Genomic DNA, 17,040 nt, shown 5'->3' with positions numbered 1-17,040 from the left:
GTGGGTATCGCGCTGGGTACTCCGCCCGCATCGACTGCTCCCGCCCTGGTCCGGCCCGGCATCGCGAGGGGTCCGACAAATTAATACTAAAAAGATCCTAGAAAAGTATTCCGTCCAGTACGCCTGCTCTGTATCGTGTTGAACGGCAAACGATCAGTGACTTTCGGGTCAATGCGACATCGGGCCGCGAGTCTCTCCCCCCGGACCCGCGTCCCGAACCCGGGACGGTTCCCCTGCCTATACCCACCGTCCCGGGTGCGTCGCCCGGCCCGAAGTCACTGAGCCATCTTTCGGCTATCGCGCGGTAAGTCGAAGGTTCAAACGAAGGGCCCGATCCATGACGAGGGGATCGGGCCCTTCGGTATTGTCTGGCGCAATGTCACAGGAAACGAACGCGGGAAGAATGTACGCCGGGCAGCCCGTAGAAGACCGGCAGCGGCAGCGTCGTGCGCGTTTTCTGGAGTCCGGGCTCACGGTGTTCGCGCGCGATGGATACGCCAATAGTTCTGTCGGAGCCATCTGCAAAGACGCCGGTCTCTCCTCGAGACAGTTCTACGAGGAGTTCACCGGACGCGAATCGCTCTTGCTCGAGCTCTACGAGCAGATCGATCGCGAATCCCGGGAAGCCGTGGCGGCCACCATCGCCGAGCACTCCGACGCCAGCGCCATCGACATCATCGACGCCGCCGTACGCGCCTATATCGAGTCCATCGGGCGAGATCCGCGCAAGGCCAGAGTCGCGCTCGTCGAAGTCGTCGGGGCGGGACCCAAGGTGGAGAAGTTCCGCCTGGAACTGCGGCGTGCCTGGGGCGCGCTGCTGGCCAGCGCCGCCGAGGATGCCGCCCTGCACGGTGAAATCCCGCCCGGTGACTACGAAATGCGCGTGCTCGCCATCATCGGCGCCGTGAACTACGTGGTGGACGCCTGGAGCGGTTCGGAACCGCGCCAGCCGCTCGACGACGTGATCCGGGTGCTGCGCCGCATCATCATGGGCGCCGTCAGCGCCTGAGTCCGGACCTCCGTCAACCGACGCCCGAACCCCCCGACCACCGACCCGTCTTCGCGCCCGTCCGCTGCCTCGCGGACGGGCGCGACCTTTACGGGTAGCGTGCCGATCATGGAGACCGTGCCCATCCAGATGCCCGACGGGACGACGGTGCCGGTGCGCTTGATACCGGCGAAAGGCCCGCACCGGCATCCGATTACGGCCGACAGCCCCCGGCCCGTGGTGGTGATCGCACCCGGCCTGGGCGTCCCGGGGGAGTACTACTCGCTGTTCGGGAAGCCATTGGCGGACCGGGGTTTCGATGTGGCGCTGCTGGAGATCCGCGGAAACGGAGCCGCTCCGCCTCCCCGTGCTGGTAAGCCGAAACCTGGCGTCCCGAGCACCCACGGCTATCAGGAACTGGTGGCCATGGACTTCCCCGCCATGTTCGAGGTGGTGCGCGAGCGGTTCCCCGAGAGCACGCCATACCTGCTGGGGCACAGCATGGGTGGCCAGCTCGGCGTCATGTACGCCTCCCGGATCCGCGGGCGGCTGGGCGGATTGATCCTCATCGCCTCCGGCACGCCGCATTTCCGCGGCTACACGGGCCTGGCCGCGGTGGGCAGCGCGGCGCTGTCGCTGACCGCCAATCTGGCCGGGTTCTGGCCCGGCGACACCATTACCGCGGGCGGCTTCGGCCGGCAGTCGAAGGCGCTGATCGCCGACTGGGCGCGGCTGGCCCGCACCGGCCGATTCCAGCCCGCCGGAGCCGATATCGACTACGAGGAGCGCATCGGGCGGCTGAAACTGCCGGTCCTGTCGATCACCATGACCGGCGACGAGCTGACCCCGCGCGGGTCGGCGCGGCAGCTGCTCGCCAAGCTGTCCGAGGCCGACATCACCACCTGGCACAATCCGGACCCGCTCGGGCACAACGGCTGGATCAGCGATCCCGAGTCCACCCTCGACTATGTCGAAAAGTGGCTCCGGGACCGCTGATTCGCGGGCCGATTCAGACCGTGCGCGACCGCGGCGCGGTCATCTTCTCCGGGCTCAGCAGCTCGTCGAGCTCGTCCTTGCTCAGGGCGCTGCGCTCCAGCACCAGGTCGTAGACGCTGCCGCCGGTCCGCAACGCCTCCTTGGCGATCGCCGCCGACCGCTCGTAGCCGAGCTTGGGCACCAGCGCGGTCACCAGGCCGATGCTGTGCGCGACCAGATCCCGGCAGTGTTCCCGGTTGGCGGTGATGCCGGTGATGCAGCGGCTGGTCAGGGTGATGGCCGCATTGCGCAGCATCATCAGGCCCATCAGCAGGTCGTAGGCCATGATCGGTTCGGCCATGTTCAATTCCAGCTGGCTGGCCTCGGCGGCCATGGTGACGGTCATGTCGTAGCCGATGAGCTGGAAGCAGACCTGGTTCACCACCTCCGGGATGACCGGGTTGACCTTGCCCGGCATGATCGACGAACCCGGCTGCACCGCGGGCAGATTGATCTCGCCCAGGCCTGGCGCGCGGGCCGCTGGAGAGCAGCCGCAGATCGTTGCAGATCTTGGACAGCTGGACCGCCGCGCGCTCGAGGGAGCCCGACACCGCCACGAAATCGCCCGAGTCCTGGGTGGCTTCGACCAGGTTCTCGGCCTGGCGGATGGGCAGCCCGGTGATCTCGGCGAGATTGCGGGTCACCAGGGCCGCGTAGCCGGGCGGGCTTGTGATGCCGGTGCCGATGGCGGTGCCGCCCATGTTCACCGCGAGCAGATCCTGCCCGATGCGCTGCAAATGGCTGATGGCCTCGCCGATCATCACCGCGTACGCGCCGAACTCCTGGCCCAGGGTCATGGGGACGGCGTCCTGCAGCTGGGTGCGGCCCACCTTGATGACGTCGCCGAATTCGACCGCCTTGGCCCGCAGGGCATTCCGCAGTTCCGTCAATGCCGCGGCGGCGTCCTGCAGCGACAGGTACACGCCGAGCTTCACCGCGGTCGGGTAGACGTCATTGGTGGACTGCGAGCAGTTCACGTCGTCGTTGGGGTGCAGGTAGCGGTACTCGCCCTTGTGATGCCCCATCAGCTCCAGGCCGCGGTTGGCGATGACCTCGTTGGCGTTCATATTGGTCGAGGTGCCCGCGCCGCCCTGCACCATGTCGACCATGAAGTCTTCGCGCAGCCGAACCGCCGCCGGGCTGCCGGGCTCCAGCAGCTCGTCGCAGGCGCCGATGATGGCCGTTGCCTTCTCCTGCGTGATCGACCCGAGTTCCGCGTTCGCCAGTGCGGCGGCCTTCTTCACGTAGGCCAGCGCGGACACCAGGTGCCCGAACCGGCGCAGCTTCACGCCCGAGATCGGGAAGTTCTCCATCGCACGCAGGGTCTGCACGCCGTAGTACGCCTCGGCGGGCAGTTCCCGGGTGCCGAGCGAATCGTGTTCGGTGCGAATGCCGCCCAGCGGCTGCCGGGCCGCGATCGCCGCCGCCAGCCGCTCGGAGACGGTCCGCATGCGGTGGGCGATGAGCCCGGCGACGCGGGAGACGATGCGGTAGTAGCGATCCGGGTGCAGCCCGGCCAGTTCCCGCAGGGTGGCCCGGGGCACCACGAGCACCACCGCCCCGTCGCGGGTGCGGCCGCTGGCGGTGTGCGGGGTGTCGTCCACCAGCGCGACCTCGGACACCAGGCTGCCGGGGCCCAGGCGCGCGAGCTGGATCTCCTGACCGGTGAGCCCGGAGATGATCTGGACCTCGCCCTCGACCACGATGCCCGCCCACTCCCGCGGGGTGGCCTCGTGGAAGAGGGTTGCGCCGGCCGGATATTCGCGCCGGTGGGCGGTGGCGGCGAAGGCCCGGACATCGTCGGGATCCAGCCCGGTGGCCGCGGCGGTGGTCTCGATCAGCTCGTCCAGTGGGTCCACGTCGGCTCCTCGCGAGCGGTCAGTCCATCAGCTGCTGGGTGAAGAACTCGTAGATTATCGCTGCCTGGAAGGCGGACTGCTTGTTGTCCGCCGCGCCGCCGTGGCCGCCCTCGATGTTCTCGTAGTACCAGACGTCGTGGCCCTCGGATGCCAAGCGCGCGGCCATCTTTCGCGCATGGCCAGGGTGCACGCGGTCGTCGCGGGTGGAGGTGGTGAGCAGGATCGGCGGATACTGCCGGTCCGGGCTGGTGTTCTGGTACGGCGAGTACTTCGCGAGGTACTCCCACTCCTCCGGCTTGTCCGGGTCGCCGTACTCGGCGATCCAGGACGCGCCCGCCAGCAGCAGGTGGTAGCGCCGCATATCCAGCAGCGGCACCTGGCACACGATGGCCCCGAACAGCTCCGGGTACCGGGTCAGCATGACGCCCATGAGCAGGCCGCCATTGCTGCCGCCCACCGCGCCCAGCTGCCCGGGCGTGGTGATGCCCCGCGCCACCAGATCCCGTGCCACGGCCGCGAAATCCTCGAATGCCTTGTGCCGGTTGGCCTTCAGCACCGAGGTGTGCCATTCCGGGCCGTATTCGCCGCCGCCGCGGATATTGGTCATGACGTAGGTGCCGCCGCGCTCCAGCCAGCCCATCCCCACCATGCCGCTGTAGCTGGGGGTGCGGGAGACCTCGAACCCGCCGTAACCGGACATCACGGTCGGGCCCGGGGAGCCCTGCCGATCGCGGTGGCGGATCACGAAATACGGGATCTGGGTGCCGTCGTCGGACTGCGCGAAGAACTGCTCGGTCACGATGCCGTCGGCGTCGAAGAAGCCCGGCTCCTGCTTGAGCACCTCCACGCTGCCGCCCACCGAGCCCGACATCAGCGTGGCCGGGCGGGTGAAACCACTGGTGGAGAGCATGAATTCGTCGCCGCCGTCGAGGCGGTCCAGGTTCATGATGCTGGTGCTGGCCATGGCCGGGGTGTCGGCCAGCGGCTCGCGGGTCCAGCCGTCGGGGCCGGGGGTGAGCACGTACAGCTTGGTCTGCACGTCCTCCAGCGTGACCAGCAGCAGGTGGTTCTCGGTCCAGCCGTAGCCGTGCAGCGCGGTGTGCGCGTCGGGGGTGAACAGGACCTCGAAATCGCGTGCGCCGGAGAGGAATGCCTCGAAGTCGGCGGCCAGCAGCGCACCGGCCGGATAGGTGGCGCCGTTCACCTCCCACGGCGACTTCAGCCGCACCAGCAGCCACCGTTTGTACCAGGTCTCGGTGGCGTCGGTGGGCACGTCGATGAAGCGCAGCGTGCCGTCGGACTCCAGCAGGTAGACCTCTTCGTTGAAGAAGTCGGTGGCGCGGCTCAGGAAGTGCCGCTCGTAGCCGGGGGTGCGGTCATAGCCCGCGGACACGGCCACATCGGTGACCTCGCCCTCGTACACGAATTCCGCCGCCTCCAACGGGGTTCCGCGCCGCCAGCGCTTCACCACCCGTGGATAGCCGGAGTCGGTCAGCGAGCCGGGACCGAAATCGGTGCCCACGTACAGGGTGTCGTGATCGATCCAGGCGAAGTCCGACTTGGCCTCGGGCAGGTGGAAGCCGCCGTCCTCGGGCGCGATGAAAGCCTTTGCCTCGATATCGAATTCGCGGACCACCTTGGCGTCCGCGCCGCCGCGCGAGAGGCTGATGAGCGCGCGCCGCTGCTCCGGCCGCTTCACCGCCGCACCGCCCCAGACCCAGTTCTCGCCCTCGGCGGCCGCCAGCGCGTCCAGGTCGATGAGGATCTCCCAGTCCGGCTCGTCCTTCGCGTACTCGGCGAAGGTGGTGCGCCGCCACAGGCCCTTCGGGTGCTCGCGATCGCGCCAGTAGTTGTAGAGCCACGGGCCGCGCCGGCCCGGATAGGCGATGCGGGTGTCGGTGTCGAGCATGGCCAGCACGCGCGCCTCGAGGTCGGTGAAGCGCTCCGAGGACGCGAACCGCTGCCTGGACACCGCATTACGTTCTTCCGCCCAGGTCAGGGCGCGTTCGCTCTCGACCTCTTCGAGCCACAGGTAGGGATCCGTCACGCCCTGTCCAACACCGGTCATGCCCACATTGTTGCCGAGGCGCGCGTTCGCCGGTCGCGAACGTCGTGCCGGGCACTGCGCGGCACGGTCAGTAGGATTGTTGTTTCGCTACCGATCGGATCCAGGAGGCCTCGGCGTGTCGCATGTCCCCCGGCTGTGGGAACAGCACTGCTGCCTGCCGCTGCTGCCGACCGCGGACCTCACCGAGCTGACGCGGTACCCGCTGGGCTCGTATCTCTCGGTCAATATCGGCTACGCGCCGCAATCCACCCGCGAGTCGCTCGAGCTGGTCACCCAGTTCCGGCGGGATGCCCTGACCGACGGCCGATTCCGCCTGGTGCACAGCATCGAGGACGCCTGGCCGGAGGTCCCCACCGCGGAGACCGACGCCACCCTCGCGCTGGCCTTCGACCTCGAGGACGCCGGGCCGCTGGGGGGTGATCTCGACAATGTCGAGCTGTTCCACGAACTGGGCCTGCGCTCACTGCTGCCCACCTACAACCACGCCAACGCGGCCGGCTGCGGGTGCCTCGACACCGACGACACCGGCCTCACCGCCTACGGCCGCGACCTGATCCGCACGCTCAACGAGGTCGGGGTGTTCGCCGACGGGTCGCACTGCTCGCGGCGCACGGGACTCGACATCGCCGAGACCACGACCGTGCCGATGATCTACAGCCACTCGAATTTCGCGACGCTGTGGGCACATCCGCGCAATATCGGCGACGACCAGGCCAAGGCGTGCGCGGCGACCGGTGGCGTGATCGGTATCAACGGGGTCGGCATCTTCCTGGGGCGCAACGAACCCGCCGACGGGGCCGGGCGCATCGAGGCCATGGCCGACCACATCGCCTACGGCGCGGAACTGGTCGGCATCGAGCACATCGGGATCGGCTCCGACTACTCCTTCGACGCCGAGGATTTCAACGCCGAACTGGCCGCCAATCCGGACAGCTACTCCGAGGAGTACACGCGCTACGGCCAATTGCAGTGGGCGCCACCGGAAGACCTGCTCGGCACGTCCGGGGTGCGGGGGCTGGACGAGGCGCTGGTCGCGCGCGGCTTCTCCGCCGCCGACCGGGCGGCCGTCTTCGGCGGCAATTTCGCGCGCGTGGCGCGGCAGGTCTGGCGGGATTAGCCGCGGCGGGTTCGGCGGTATCAACGGACCGCCGGAGATCCCGGCCGGTCCACCGGGCGCGACGGACTGATCGGTCGCATCCAGACCGGTGGGCGTGACCGCTCTCACGTGCTCCGCGTCTCACGCGGGCGGGGGATGGCTGAGTGAGGTCCCGGCAACAGGTCTAGTCTCGATGCCGTGACTTCCCACTACGATGTCGTCGTTCTCGGCGCTGGTCCCGGCGGTTACGTCGCCGCGATCCGTGCCGCTCAACTCGGCCTGCGAACAGCGATCGTCGAGCAGAAATACTGGGGTGGCGTGTGCCTGAACGTGGGCTGCATTCCGTCCAAGGCACTGCTGCGCAATGCGGAGCTGGCTCATATCTTCACCAAGGAAGCGAAGACCTTCGGTATCTCGGGTAACGCGACCTTCGACTTCGGCGCGGCGTTCGACCGCAGCCGCAAGGTCGCGGACGGCCGGGTCAAGGGCGTCCACTTCCTGATGAAGAAGAACAAGATCGACGAGTTCGACGGCAAGGGCACCTTCACCGGCCCGAAGTCGCTCTCGGTCGCGCTCACCAAGGGCGGCACCGAGGACATCACGTTCGACAACGTGATCATCGCCGCGGGCACCGAGACCAAGCTGCTGCCGGGCACCTCGCTGTCCGCCAACGTGGTCACCTACGAGGAGCAGATCCTCACCCGTGACCTGCCGGGTTCCATCCTCATCGTGGGGGCGGGCGCCATCGGCATGGAGTTCGCCTACGTCCTCAAGAACTACGGCGTGGACGTGCGCATCGTCGAATTCCTCGACCGCGCACTGCCGAACGAGGACGCCGACATCTCCAAGGAGATCACCAAGGCGTACAAGAAGCTCGGCATCACCATCACCACCTCCGCGGCCGTGCAGTCCATCGAGGACGACGGCTCCAAGGTCACCGTGTCGATCAAGGACAACAAGTCCGGCGCGATCGAGACCGTCACCGTGGACAAGGTGCTGCAGGCCGTCGGCTTCGCGCCGCGCGTGCAGGGCTACGGCCTGGAGAACACCGGCGTGCAGCTCACCGACCGCGGCGCCATCGCGATCGACGAGTACATGCGCACCAACGTCCCCGGCATCTACGCCATCGGTGACGTCACCGCCCTGCTGCAGCTCGCGCACGTCGCCGAGGCGCAGGGTGTGGTCGCGGCCGAGACCATCGCGGGCGCGGAGACCATGTCGCTGGGCGACTACCGCATGATGCCGCGCGCCACCTTCTGCCAGCCGCAGGTCGCCTCCTTCGGCCTCACCGAGCAGCAGGCCCGCGACGAGGGCTACGACGTGAAGGTCGCGACCTTCCCGTTCACCGCCAACGGCAAGGCGCACGGCCTCGGCGACGCGCAGGGCTTCGTCAAGCTGATCTCCGACGCCAAGTACGGCGAGCTCATCGGCGGCCACCTCATCGGCCCCGACGTCTCCGAACTGCTGCCGGAACTGACCCTGGCCCAGAAGTGGGATCTCACGGTCAACGAACTGGCCCGCAACGTCCACACCCACCCGACCCTGTCGGAAGCCCTCCAGGAAGCGATCCACGGCCTGGCCGGCCACATGATCAACTTCTGAGTGGGAGAACAACTCTCGTAGCTCTCAGGGGCTTCGCCCCCGAACACCCCCTGAAAAGCGGCCCGGTGCCAGCGATTTCCGCTGGCACCGGGCCGCTTTCGTTCGTTCGAGCGCTCAGTCCGCCAAGTGCAGGCGGCGGTGGAGGGCGTAGACGCGGTCGGTGAGTTCCGGGAAGGGGCCGGAAACGGGGATGCCCGGGGCCACCTCCTGGATGGCGAGGGGGCGGATGGGGCCCGCGGGGACGCCGAACTCGTTGAGCCACTCCGTGAGCTGGGCGGTGGAGGCGGCGTAGACGATGCGGCCCAGGCCGACCCAGGCGTGCGCGGCCGAGCACATGGCGCAGTGTTCGCCGGAGGTGTAGACCGTGGCCGTGGCCCGGCCCTCGGGGGTGAGGTGCTCGGCGGCCCAGCGGGCCAGCTCGAATTCGGGGTGGCGGGTGGCGTCGCCGCCGGACACGCGGTTGCGGTCCTCGGCGAGCACGGTGCCGTCCGCGCCGACCAGCAGTGATCCGAAGGGCTCGTCGCCCGCGTCCAGGGCTTCGGCGGCCAGTTCCACGCAGCGCTCGAGATACTGCAGATCGGTGTCGGCGGACATGCGGCTCCGTTCTTGGGTTTACGTGCGGTGGTAGGCGGTCTGGGCCGCTTCGATCTTCGCGATATTCGATTCGAGGATCTCGATGAGGCCGACGAGCTGGTCGGCCACCTGCGCGCCGAGGTCGGTGAGGGTGTACTCGACGACCGGCGGGATGGATTGCTGGACTTCGCGATTGACCATGCCGTCGCGTTCCAGGGTCTGCAGGGTCTGGGAGAGCATGCGCTCGGAGATGCCGTCCACGCGGCGGCGCAGCGCCGAGAACCGGTAGGGGCCCTCGCGCAGGGCGGCCAGGGCGAGCACGCCCCAGCGACTGGCGACGTCTTGCAGGACCGGGCGCGAGGAGCAGTTGCGGGCGAAGACGTCGGCTTCCAGGGTGGGGTCGTCCGGGTAGGACCGGTCGGGAGGCCGAGCGTTCATGCGATCGAGGTTACCTGTGTTTCGGGTAGCGGTTCAGGAATAGCATGTGCTTACTATTAGTTAGTACATGCCGGCAGTGCAGTTCATTCCCTGAAACCTGGAGGTAGTCATGACCGTCGCAGTCACCGGAGCAAGCGGACAGCTGGGTCGCCTGGTCGTCGAGGCGCTGTTGAAGGACGGATCGCAGCCGGTGGTGGCGGTGGTCCGCGATCCCGCCAAGGTGGCCGATCTGGCCGCGCGGGGTGTCGAGGTGCGGGTGGCGAGCTATGACGATCCGGAAGCGCTCGAGCGTGCCTTCCAGGGCGTCGACCGCGTGCTGCTGGTCTCCGGCAATGAGTTCACCAAGCGCGTCGCCCAGCACACCAACGTGCTGCGCGCGGCCGAGCGGGCGGGCGTGAAACTGCTGGCCTATACCAGCATTCCGCAGGCCGGCCGCAATCCGCTGATCCTGGCCCAGGAGCACATCGGCACCGAGGCCGCGCTGGCCGGAGCGAGCATCCCGACCGTGCTGCTGCGCAACGGCTGGTACTGGGAGAACTACACCGGCGGCCTGGCGCACGCCATCGAGACCGGCGTGCTCTACGGCGCGGCGGGCGAGGGCAAGGTATCCGGCGCGGCCCGCGCCGATTACGCCGAGGCCGCCGCCCGCGTCCTCACCACCGACGGCCACGAGGGCAAGGTCTACGAGCTCGGCGGCGACGAGACGCTCTCGTATGCCGAACTGGCGCAGGTGATCTCGGAGGTGGCCGGCAAGCCGGTCCGCTACCAGGACCTGCCGCAGGCCGACTACGCCGCGGCGCTGCAGGGCGCGGGTCTGGACGCCGGCTATGCCGCCGCCCTGGCCGATGCCGACGCCGGTATCGCGGACGGCATCCTGGCCGTCGACTCCGGTGATCTGCAGCGGCTGCTGGGCCGCCCGTCGACCCCGGTCGCCGAGGTCCTCCTGGCCGCGCTGAGCTGATAGAGATACGTACCGGGCTGATCGAGTTCGGGGACCGGCAGCTCAGTACCAGTTGTGGGCCTGCCAGAAGGCCCATGCGGCATTCGGGCTGCCGTAGCGCTCGACCATGTAGCGGTAGGCCCAGCGCAGCTGGGTGAGCGGGTTGAACACCCAGTCCGGGCCCTCGCTGAACATCTTGTGTGCGGGGAGGGCCTGGGCCAGCCCGTAGGCGCCGGAGGTCGGGTTGATGGCGAAGACCTGCCAGTCGCTCTCGTGCGTGATGATCTGATTGAACGACCCCCACTGGTCCCCTGGCACGATGAAACGTGACAGTGTCTGCAAGGCCGGTTTGGAGAACCGCTGGGCCGCGCCGGCCAGCTGCAGCAGGGACGCCGGGTCCACCGGCAGGCCGACCGGGAGCGCGGATTGGGCGATGGGGTCGGCGATTTCGGTGCGCGCGTCGGCGGTGCCGACGGCGACGGTGAGCGGGGCGAGGGCCGCCACGAGCAGTCCGAGGACGGTGGCTCGGAGCGGACGCTTGTCGAGAATGGGCAACGCCTGGTCCTTCCGTGTCGTTCACGAAAAAACAGACCCATCTGGCTTCAGCTAGGAACCGACCGTACGCCCTGCCGTTTCCCGGGAGGGGTGAGCGACACGCGGTGAAATGCCTGATCGGAGTGGATTGCCGGTCAGCGCGCCCGGCCGAGCAGCAACTCCCGCTCGATCTCATTGCCGGTCAGCTCGGCCGCGCGCCGAAAAGCGGCCCGCGCCTCCGCATCCCGGCCCAGCCGCGCCAGCAGATCCCCGCGGACGGCGTGCAGCAGGTGATAGTCGTCGAGCGCCCCGGTCGCGGCAATGGCGTCGATCAACTCCAGGCCCGCGCCGGGTCCGTGCACCATGGCCACCGCGACCGCCCGGTTCAACTCCACGATCGGTGACGGAAACCGTTGCGCCAGCACGGCGTACAGTCCGGCGATGCGCCGCCAGTCGGTCTCGGCGGCGGTCGGGGCCACGGCGTGCACGGAGGCGATGGCGGCCTGGAGCGCGTAGCGCCCGGGTGGAAGGTCCCGCATCCGATTCAGCGTGTGCGCGCGGCCCAGGGCGGACAGGCCGCGTTCGATCGAGAGCCGATTCCACCGGGACCGGTCCTGATCGGGCAGCAGCACCAGCGCGTTGTCCGCGTCACTGCGGGCGGTGGTGCGGGAAGCCTGCAGTTCGAGCAGGGCCGCCAGCCCGTACGCCTCCGGCTCCTCGGGTAGCAGCCCGGTCAGGATGCGCGCCAGACGCAGTGCGTCCTCGCACAATTCGGCCCGGACCCAGCGCTCGCCGGAGGTGGCGGTATAGCCCTCGTTGAAGATCAGGTAGATGACCTCGAGCACGGAGTCCAGGCGCGCGGCCAGCTCGGCGCCCGCGGGCACCTCGTAGGGAATCCGCTTGGCCGCGATGGTGCGCTTGGCGCGCACGATGCGTTGCGCCACAGTCGATTCCGGGACCAGATGGGCCCGCGCGATCTCGGCCGTGGTCAGGCCGCCCACCATCCGCAGGGTGAGCGCCGCCCGCGCCGGGGGCGAGAGCACCGGATGGCAGGCGGTGAAGATCATGCGCAGCAGGTCGTCCGCGATGGCCGGTTCCGGTTCGCCGGACGGCTGCTCGGCCGTGAGCGCCTCACGGCCGAGCAGCTCCAGCTTCCGCGCGAAGTTCACGTCGCGCCGAATGCGGTCCACCGCACGGTGTTTCGCCGTCAGCATGAGCCAGCCGCCCGGATTCGGCGGGACGCCGTCGCGCGGCCACTGTTCCAGCGCCGCCACATGGGCGTCCTGCGCGAGCTCCTCGGCAGTCGCGATATCGCCGACCAGGCGGGTCAGGCCCGCCACCAGCCGCGGCCATTCGATGCGCCAGGCCGCCTCCACGGCCCGGCGCGCCCGCTCCTGCTGCGGATTCAGTTCTGGCCGTCCAGTTGTCGCACCTCGATCTCGATGTCCCAGTCCGGCCCGTGCACCCGCAGGAACCGGGACGCCCACTCGGCCGCCTCCTCCTGCGAACGGGTCTGCAGCACCAGGTATCCGCCGATGATCTCCTTGGATTCGGTGTACGGCCCGTCCATGACGGTCTGTACGCCACCGGTCTGCCGGATCCGGGTGCCCTCCTCGATCGGGCGCAGGCCCGCGGTGTCGAGCAGTACGCCCGCCTTGGTCATCTCCTCGATGATCTCGTTGACCTTGGCGATCAGGTCGTCGCCGGGCCCTTCCTCGGGCATCTGGGCGGGGTCCAGGCGAATCAGTGCCAGGTATCGCATTGCTCAATCCTCTCGCTGGGCGACTGCATAGCGGACATAGAGGGCACCACCGTCGAACGACTTCGATTCCAGCAGGTTCAGACCCAGTTCGGTCTTGTCCCGGAACACAGGGGTGCCGGAGCCGATTGTCACCGGATGGATGACGATGCGGTACTCGTCGATGAGCCCGGCGTCGGCGAACCAGTGCACCAGGGTCGGGCTGCCGTAGATGACCAGCGCGCCGCCGTTCTCCGCCTTCAGCTCCGCGATGCGCGCCGCCCCGTCGCCGTCGATGATCCGGGTGTTCGGCCAACCGGCCGATTCGAGCGTGGTCGAGAAGACGATCTTGTCGATATTCGTGACCCATTCGGCGTGTTCGAGATCGTGTGCCGTGGCCTCCGGGTTGTCCGGAACGCTCGACCAGTGATCGCGCATGCCCTCGAAGGTCTTGCGGCCGTAGATCGTGGTACCGATATCAGCCCGGATGTGCTCGTCGTGGAAGGCGGCGAGGTCCGGGCTGTAGGCGCCGAATGTCCATTCCAGTCCCAGCTCGGTGTATGAGGCCGCGAATCCGTCGAGGGTCATGTGCTCGAAAGCCACCACTTTTCGCATCGGATTCCTCTCGTCGAAGTGCCGGGCCGCGGTTCGGCCCTCGCCTACTCCTCGAACGGGCCCGGCCGGAATCGACAGGTTCGACGGGCGAATCTTTCAGCGGTTTCCGGTCAGACCCACTGGACCAGTTGGATGACGATCCCGTTCGGGTCGAGCGCCTGGAAATAGCGCTCGCCCCACGGCTCGGTCTCGATGGGGGTCACGATCGGCACGCCTTCGCGTTGGACGCGGGCGTATTCGGCGTCGATGTCGTCGACGACGAACACCACCAGCAGGCCCTGGCCCGCGCTGCCCGCGATGCGCTCCGGCTTGAAGCTGCCGAGGCCGGTGCGCAGATAGATGACGTCGAATCCGGCGTCGGGCCGGGTCAAGTTGACGAAGCCGTCGGCCGACATCTTCTCGGCGAAACCGAAGTGGTCGATGAGGAACGTGGCCGAGGCGATCGGGTCGGGCACGTTCAGGGAGATGGCGGATGCGGTGATGGTCATGGGGGCCTCCTTGGGTGGTGCCGCTAAACTCTGTACTAAGTACGCTGTACTTTGTACAGACATTCCCGATGGCATGCAAAGTGACGACCGTCACATCGATACGATCGGCGACGGAGGTGACGCGAATGGCCGGACGAAGCGGAGAACGCAGCAGCGCGGGCGACCCGGTGCGCACGCTGGAACTGCTGTGGCGCGAACCCGGATCCGGCGGTTCGGCGCGCGGGCCCAAACAGCGCACCACCCTCGACGCCGTCATCGCGGCCGCGCTGGAGATCGCCGACGGTGCGGGGCTGGACGCGCTCACCATGCGGTCGGTGGCGGCCAAGCTGGGCATCACGCCCATGGCCACCTACACCTACGTGCCGGGCAAGGCCGAACTGCTCGATCTCATGCTCGATACCGTCTATCAGCGCATGCCGCGTCACGATCTCACCGGAATGCCCTGGCGGGAACGGGTTGTCACCATCGCCGCCGAGAATCGCGCCCTGCTGGCCGAGCATCCGTGGGTGGCCTGTCTGCCGACCACGCGGCCGCCGCTGGGACCCGGCGTGGCCGCGAAATACGACCACGAGCTGCGCGCCTTCGACATGCTCGGCCTCAGCGACCTGGAGATGGACGCCGCGCTCACCTATGTGCTGGGCTTCGTGACCTCGACCGCGCAGCTGGCCATCGACAGCGCTCGGGCCGCGACCGAGAGCGGGCACTCCGATCGCGAGTGGTGGGAGCGGGCGGCCCCGCTGCTGGCGCGGGTCTTCGATACCGGCCGCTATCCTCTGGCGGCCCGGATCGGCGCGGTCGCGGGGCAGGCCCACGACAGCGCCTACAGTGCGGACCACGCCTACGAGTTCGGGCTGGCCCGGGTCCTGGACGGATTGGCCGCGCTCATCGAAAACCGCAGGCCCTGAGCGCGGCCGGTCGACGACCTGCGCAAGAGAGACCGATCGGGACGATGGTCTCAATTTCGCCGCGCAGATCGGGCGATCGCGGGCAGAATTCCACCCATGCCGCGATCAACGCCGGCAATCGTCGCCGCCGAGACCTTCAGTCGGGCAGCGCAGCCGGTGCTCCCGATGGGAGACGGGCTGGTGCTGCGGCCGTGGCTGCGCCGGGACGGGCCCGAGGTGTACGCGGCCTTCCAGGATTCGGCTATTCGGCGCTGGCACGTGCGCAGCGCGGACACCGTGGAGGAGGCCGGGGAGTGGGTGGACTCCTGGGCGCGCTCGTGGAGCGGTGGCACCGCCGCCAATTGGGCTGTCGCCGATGGCCGCAGCGGCCGGCTGATGGGCCGGGCCTCGCTGCATCACATCGAACTCGGGCACGGTGAGGCCGAGCTGGCGTACTGGGTGGTCCCGGCGGCGCGCGGCCGCGGCATCGCCCCGCGCGCGGTGGAGGCGCTGGTCGGCTGGGCCTTCGAGGTGGCCGGATTCCACCGCCTGGAATTACGGCATTCCGTGCATAACGCCCAATCCTGCCGGGTGGCACACAAATCCGGCTTCGTGCTCGAGGGCATCAATCGCAGTGCGGGCCTGCACGACGACGGCTGGCACGACATGCACCTGCACGCCCGCATCCAGCCCGCCGAACCCGCCTACGCGCATCGCATCCCACACGCCGAGACCGTGCCCGACGCCGCCACCCAACCGGTCCACCGCCTGCGCCGCTGAGGCACGACCACGGCCGGATCGCGCGGCTAGTGGTCGGTTTGGATGCGGAGGGCGGTAATGGTGCTGGCCAGGCCCTCGTACTGGTTGGTGAGCAGGACGATTTCGATGAGGCGGCGCTCGTCGTAATGGTCGGCGAGGGATTGCCAGGTGGCGTCGTCGAGGTCGCGGGTGGTGACCAGCTGGTCCACGGCGGTGAGCAGCGCGCGCTCCTGGGCGGACCATCCGGCGGCGGCCGGGCCCTCGCGGAGACGGTCCAGGATTTCGGCGGTGACGCCCGCGCGGCGGCCCAGCCGGATGTGATGGTCGGTCTCGTACTCGCATTGGCGCAGGTGCGCGACGCGCAGGATGACCAGTTCGGACTCGTACCGGCGCAGTTTGCCGCCGGGCATGAGGCGGCCGGAGAAGTGCAGCCAGCCCCGGAACAGGCCGCCGGTCCGGCCCAGCGTGCTGAACAGATGCGCGTCCTCCGTGCCCGCGGCACGGGAAAGCGCCTGCCAGACAACCCAGTTCACCGGACCGAGCTCCCGCAGGCGACCGGGAGCGATGCGTGGCTTCGTCGACACCATCCCCCCAGTCAACACCCTGTCTGGGCCACTCGCCAGACCGACGGCCCGGCGCGGCGCGGATCGGGTCACTCGCGGACCGCCTGAGCGAGTTTGGTGAGCTCCAGCGCGCGGCGAGCGCGGATCAGGACGTGCGCCCGGGAGCTGGTGAGGTGGGCCAGCAGGGTGCGCAGGGCGGTGTCCAGATCCCCGGCGAGCAGGTGTTCGGCGATGGCGATATGGTCCTCGGCCATGGCGGCGATCCGCCCGGGGGTGGGCATGTCCAGGGCCCGCACCGGCCGCACCCGCGCGTGCACCGTCGAGAGCGCCTCGGCCAGTGCGGAATTCCCGGCGGCCAGCAGGAGCGTGGTGTGGAACCGCTCGTCGGCGGCGATCAGCTCGGCCCCGGGCTCCGGCGGATCCTCGCGCACGCGCCGCCAGACCTCGAGCTCTCGCTCGACCGCGCCCAGATCGTGCGGCGTGACCGCAGGCCGAGCCGCCAGGGCCGGGGGTTCCGGCTGCACGGCGGCGGCCAGCGGTTCCGGGAGTGCCGCCGCGGTGGCCTGCAAGCGTTGGATTCCTCTGGCCTCCAGGACTATTCGGAGTTCGTACAGGTCGCCGAGTTCGTCGACCCGGGGGCGGTACGGGTAGAGGCCGTCGGTGTGGCGTTCCAGCAGGCCGTCGGCGAGGAGCCGGGCCAGCGCCTCGCGGACCGGGGTGCGGGAGACACCGTAGGTCTCGGCGAGGCGTTCCTCGCCGAGTCGCTCGGTGGGTACCAGCATCCCGGCCGCGAGATCGCGTTGCAGGGATCGATAGACCCGCTCGGACAACGGAATACGCCCCCTGCGCGCGTTCACGGA

General features: G+C 68.8%; 17 protein-coding genes and 2 pseudogenes. 7 read left to right on the top strand and 12 right to left on the bottom strand.

Going from position 1 to position 17,040, the window contains the following annotated elements; all coding sequences use genetic code 11:
- The first annotated feature begins 376 nt into the window (after positions 1-376).
- Both AB0L60_RS29745 and AB0L60_RS29740 read left to right on the top strand, forming a co-directional pair.
- Entirely contained in the window at positions 377-1,009 is a 633-nt protein-coding gene (locus AB0L60_RS29745) for a TetR/AcrR family transcriptional regulator (protein WP_245550798.1), read from the top strand.
- 108 nt (positions 1,010-1,117) lie between these two features.
- Positions 1,118-1,984 (top strand): alpha/beta fold hydrolase, encoded by an 867-nt coding sequence (locus tag AB0L60_RS29740; protein ID WP_364620425.1) that lies wholly within the window; start codon positions 1,118-1,120, stop codon positions 1,982-1,984.
- Positions 1,985-1,997: 13 nt separating this feature from the next.
- Here AB0L60_RS29740 and AB0L60_RS29735 read toward each other — a convergent pair.
- The 3 genes and pseudogenes from AB0L60_RS29735 to AB0L60_RS29725 all read right to left on the bottom strand — a co-directional run bounded on the left by AB0L60_RS29735 (position 1,998) and on the right by AB0L60_RS29725 (position 5,950).
- Positions 1,998-3,474 (bottom strand): annotated as a pseudogene (locus AB0L60_RS29735) (aspartate ammonia-lyase).
- 75 nt (positions 3,475-3,549) lie between these two features.
- Positions 3,550-3,882: pseudogene (locus AB0L60_RS29730) on the bottom strand (cyclic nucleotide-binding domain-containing protein); the annotation flags it as partial.
- 19 nt (positions 3,883-3,901) lie between these two features.
- Entirely contained in the window at positions 3,902-5,950 is a 2,049-nt protein-coding gene (locus AB0L60_RS29725; protein WP_364620423.1) for a prolyl oligopeptidase family serine peptidase, read from the bottom strand.
- A gap of 115 nt (positions 5,951-6,065) precedes the next feature.
- On the opposite strand from AB0L60_RS29725, the gene AB0L60_RS29720 reads away from it, so the two are divergent.
- Together AB0L60_RS29720 and lpdA are read left to right on the top strand one after the other, a co-directional pair.
- The gene (locus AB0L60_RS29720; protein ID WP_364620420.1) at positions 6,066-7,067 is read left to right on the top strand and encodes a membrane dipeptidase; all 1,002 of its coding nucleotides are present in this window, start codon (positions 6,066-6,068) and stop codon (positions 7,065-7,067) included.
- A 177-nt stretch (positions 7,068-7,244) separates the two neighbouring features.
- The gene (lpdA, locus tag AB0L60_RS29715; protein ID WP_354851406.1) at positions 7,245-8,648 is read left to right on the top strand and encodes a dihydrolipoyl dehydrogenase; all 1,404 of its coding nucleotides are present in this window, start codon (positions 7,245-7,247) and stop codon (positions 8,646-8,648) included.
- Between the two features lie 114 nt (positions 8,649-8,762).
- On the opposite strand, the gene AB0L60_RS29710 is transcribed toward lpdA, so the two are convergent.
- Positions 8,763-9,242, bottom strand: a complete 480-nt coding sequence (locus tag AB0L60_RS29710) for a nucleoside deaminase (protein WP_364620416.1) — start codon at positions 9,240-9,242, stop codon at positions 8,763-8,765.
- 18 nt (positions 9,243-9,260) lie between these two features.
- Positions 9,261-9,659: a helix-turn-helix domain-containing protein gene (locus AB0L60_RS29705; RefSeq protein ID WP_354847147.1), complete on the bottom strand. Its 399-nt coding sequence runs from the start codon at positions 9,657-9,659 to the stop codon at positions 9,261-9,263.
- A gap of 109 nt (positions 9,660-9,768) precedes the next feature.
- Here AB0L60_RS29705 and AB0L60_RS29700 point away from each other — a divergent pair, with 109 nt between their 5' ends.
- On the top strand, positions 9,769-10,620 hold the full coding sequence (locus AB0L60_RS29700) for an SDR family oxidoreductase (RefSeq protein ID WP_364620412.1): 852 nt from the start codon (positions 9,769-9,771) through the stop codon (positions 10,618-10,620).
- 42 nt (positions 10,621-10,662) lie between these two features.
- Here AB0L60_RS29700 and AB0L60_RS29695 read toward each other — a convergent pair whose 3' ends face one another.
- From AB0L60_RS29695 to AB0L60_RS29675, 5 genes are all read right to left on the bottom strand, one after another.
- Positions 10,663-11,154: a transglycosylase SLT domain-containing protein gene (locus tag AB0L60_RS29695; protein ID WP_364620409.1), complete on the bottom strand. Its 492-nt coding sequence runs from the start codon at positions 11,152-11,154 to the stop codon at positions 10,663-10,665.
- A gap of 134 nt (positions 11,155-11,288) precedes the next feature.
- Positions 11,289-12,509, bottom strand: coding sequence for an RNA polymerase sigma factor (locus tag AB0L60_RS29690; protein ID WP_364620407.1), 1,221 nt, complete (start codon positions 12,507-12,509; stop codon positions 11,289-11,291).
- A gap of 29 nt (positions 12,510-12,538) precedes the next feature.
- Positions 12,539-12,895 carry a YciI family protein gene (locus AB0L60_RS29685; protein WP_364620404.1) on the bottom strand — a complete coding sequence of 119 codons (357 nt, stop codon included), beginning with the start codon at positions 12,893-12,895 and terminating at the stop codon, positions 12,539-12,541.
- A 3-nt stretch (positions 12,896-12,898) separates the two neighbouring features.
- The gene (locus AB0L60_RS29680; RefSeq protein WP_364620401.1) at positions 12,899-13,486 is read right to left on the bottom strand and encodes a dihydrofolate reductase family protein; all 588 of its coding nucleotides are present in this window, start codon (positions 13,484-13,486) and stop codon (positions 12,899-12,901) included.
- Between the two features lie 110 nt (positions 13,487-13,596).
- Positions 13,597-13,974, bottom strand: coding sequence for a VOC family protein (locus tag AB0L60_RS29675; protein ID WP_364620399.1), 378 nt, complete (start codon positions 13,972-13,974; stop codon positions 13,597-13,599).
- Between the two features lie 125 nt (positions 13,975-14,099).
- Here AB0L60_RS29675 and AB0L60_RS29670 point away from each other — a divergent pair, with 125 nt between their 5' ends.
- Complete coding sequence (locus AB0L60_RS29670; RefSeq protein WP_364620396.1) at positions 14,100-14,879, top strand: TetR/AcrR family transcriptional regulator C-terminal domain-containing protein; 780 nt, start codon at positions 14,100-14,102, stop codon at positions 14,877-14,879.
- A gap of 96 nt (positions 14,880-14,975) precedes the next feature.
- Positions 14,976-15,638 (top strand): GNAT family N-acetyltransferase, encoded by a 663-nt coding sequence (locus tag AB0L60_RS29665; RefSeq protein ID WP_364620393.1) that lies wholly within the window; start codon positions 14,976-14,978, stop codon positions 15,636-15,638.
- Positions 15,639-15,664: 26 nt separating this feature from the next.
- Here AB0L60_RS29665 and AB0L60_RS29660 read toward each other — a convergent pair whose 3' ends face one another.
- Together AB0L60_RS29660 and AB0L60_RS29655 are read right to left on the bottom strand one after the other, a co-directional pair.
- Positions 15,665-16,204 carry a carboxymuconolactone decarboxylase family protein gene (locus AB0L60_RS29660; RefSeq protein ID WP_364620390.1) on the bottom strand — a complete coding sequence of 180 codons (540 nt, stop codon included), beginning with the start codon at positions 16,202-16,204 and terminating at the stop codon, positions 15,665-15,667.
- A gap of 65 nt (positions 16,205-16,269) precedes the next feature.
- The gene (locus AB0L60_RS29655) at positions 16,270-17,037 is read right to left on the bottom strand and encodes a GntR family transcriptional regulator (RefSeq protein ID WP_364620387.1); all 768 of its coding nucleotides are present in this window, start codon (positions 17,035-17,037) and stop codon (positions 16,270-16,272) included.
- Positions 17,038-17,040 lie beyond the last annotated feature (3 nt).

This window comes from Nocardia sp. NPDC051981, from assembly GCF_040680715.1.
Lineage (GTDB): Bacteria > Actinomycetota > Actinomycetes > Mycobacteriales > Mycobacteriaceae > Nocardia.
The sequence above is the reverse complement of the archived record's forward strand: the minus strand, read 5'-3'. Positions and strand labels throughout refer to the sequence as shown.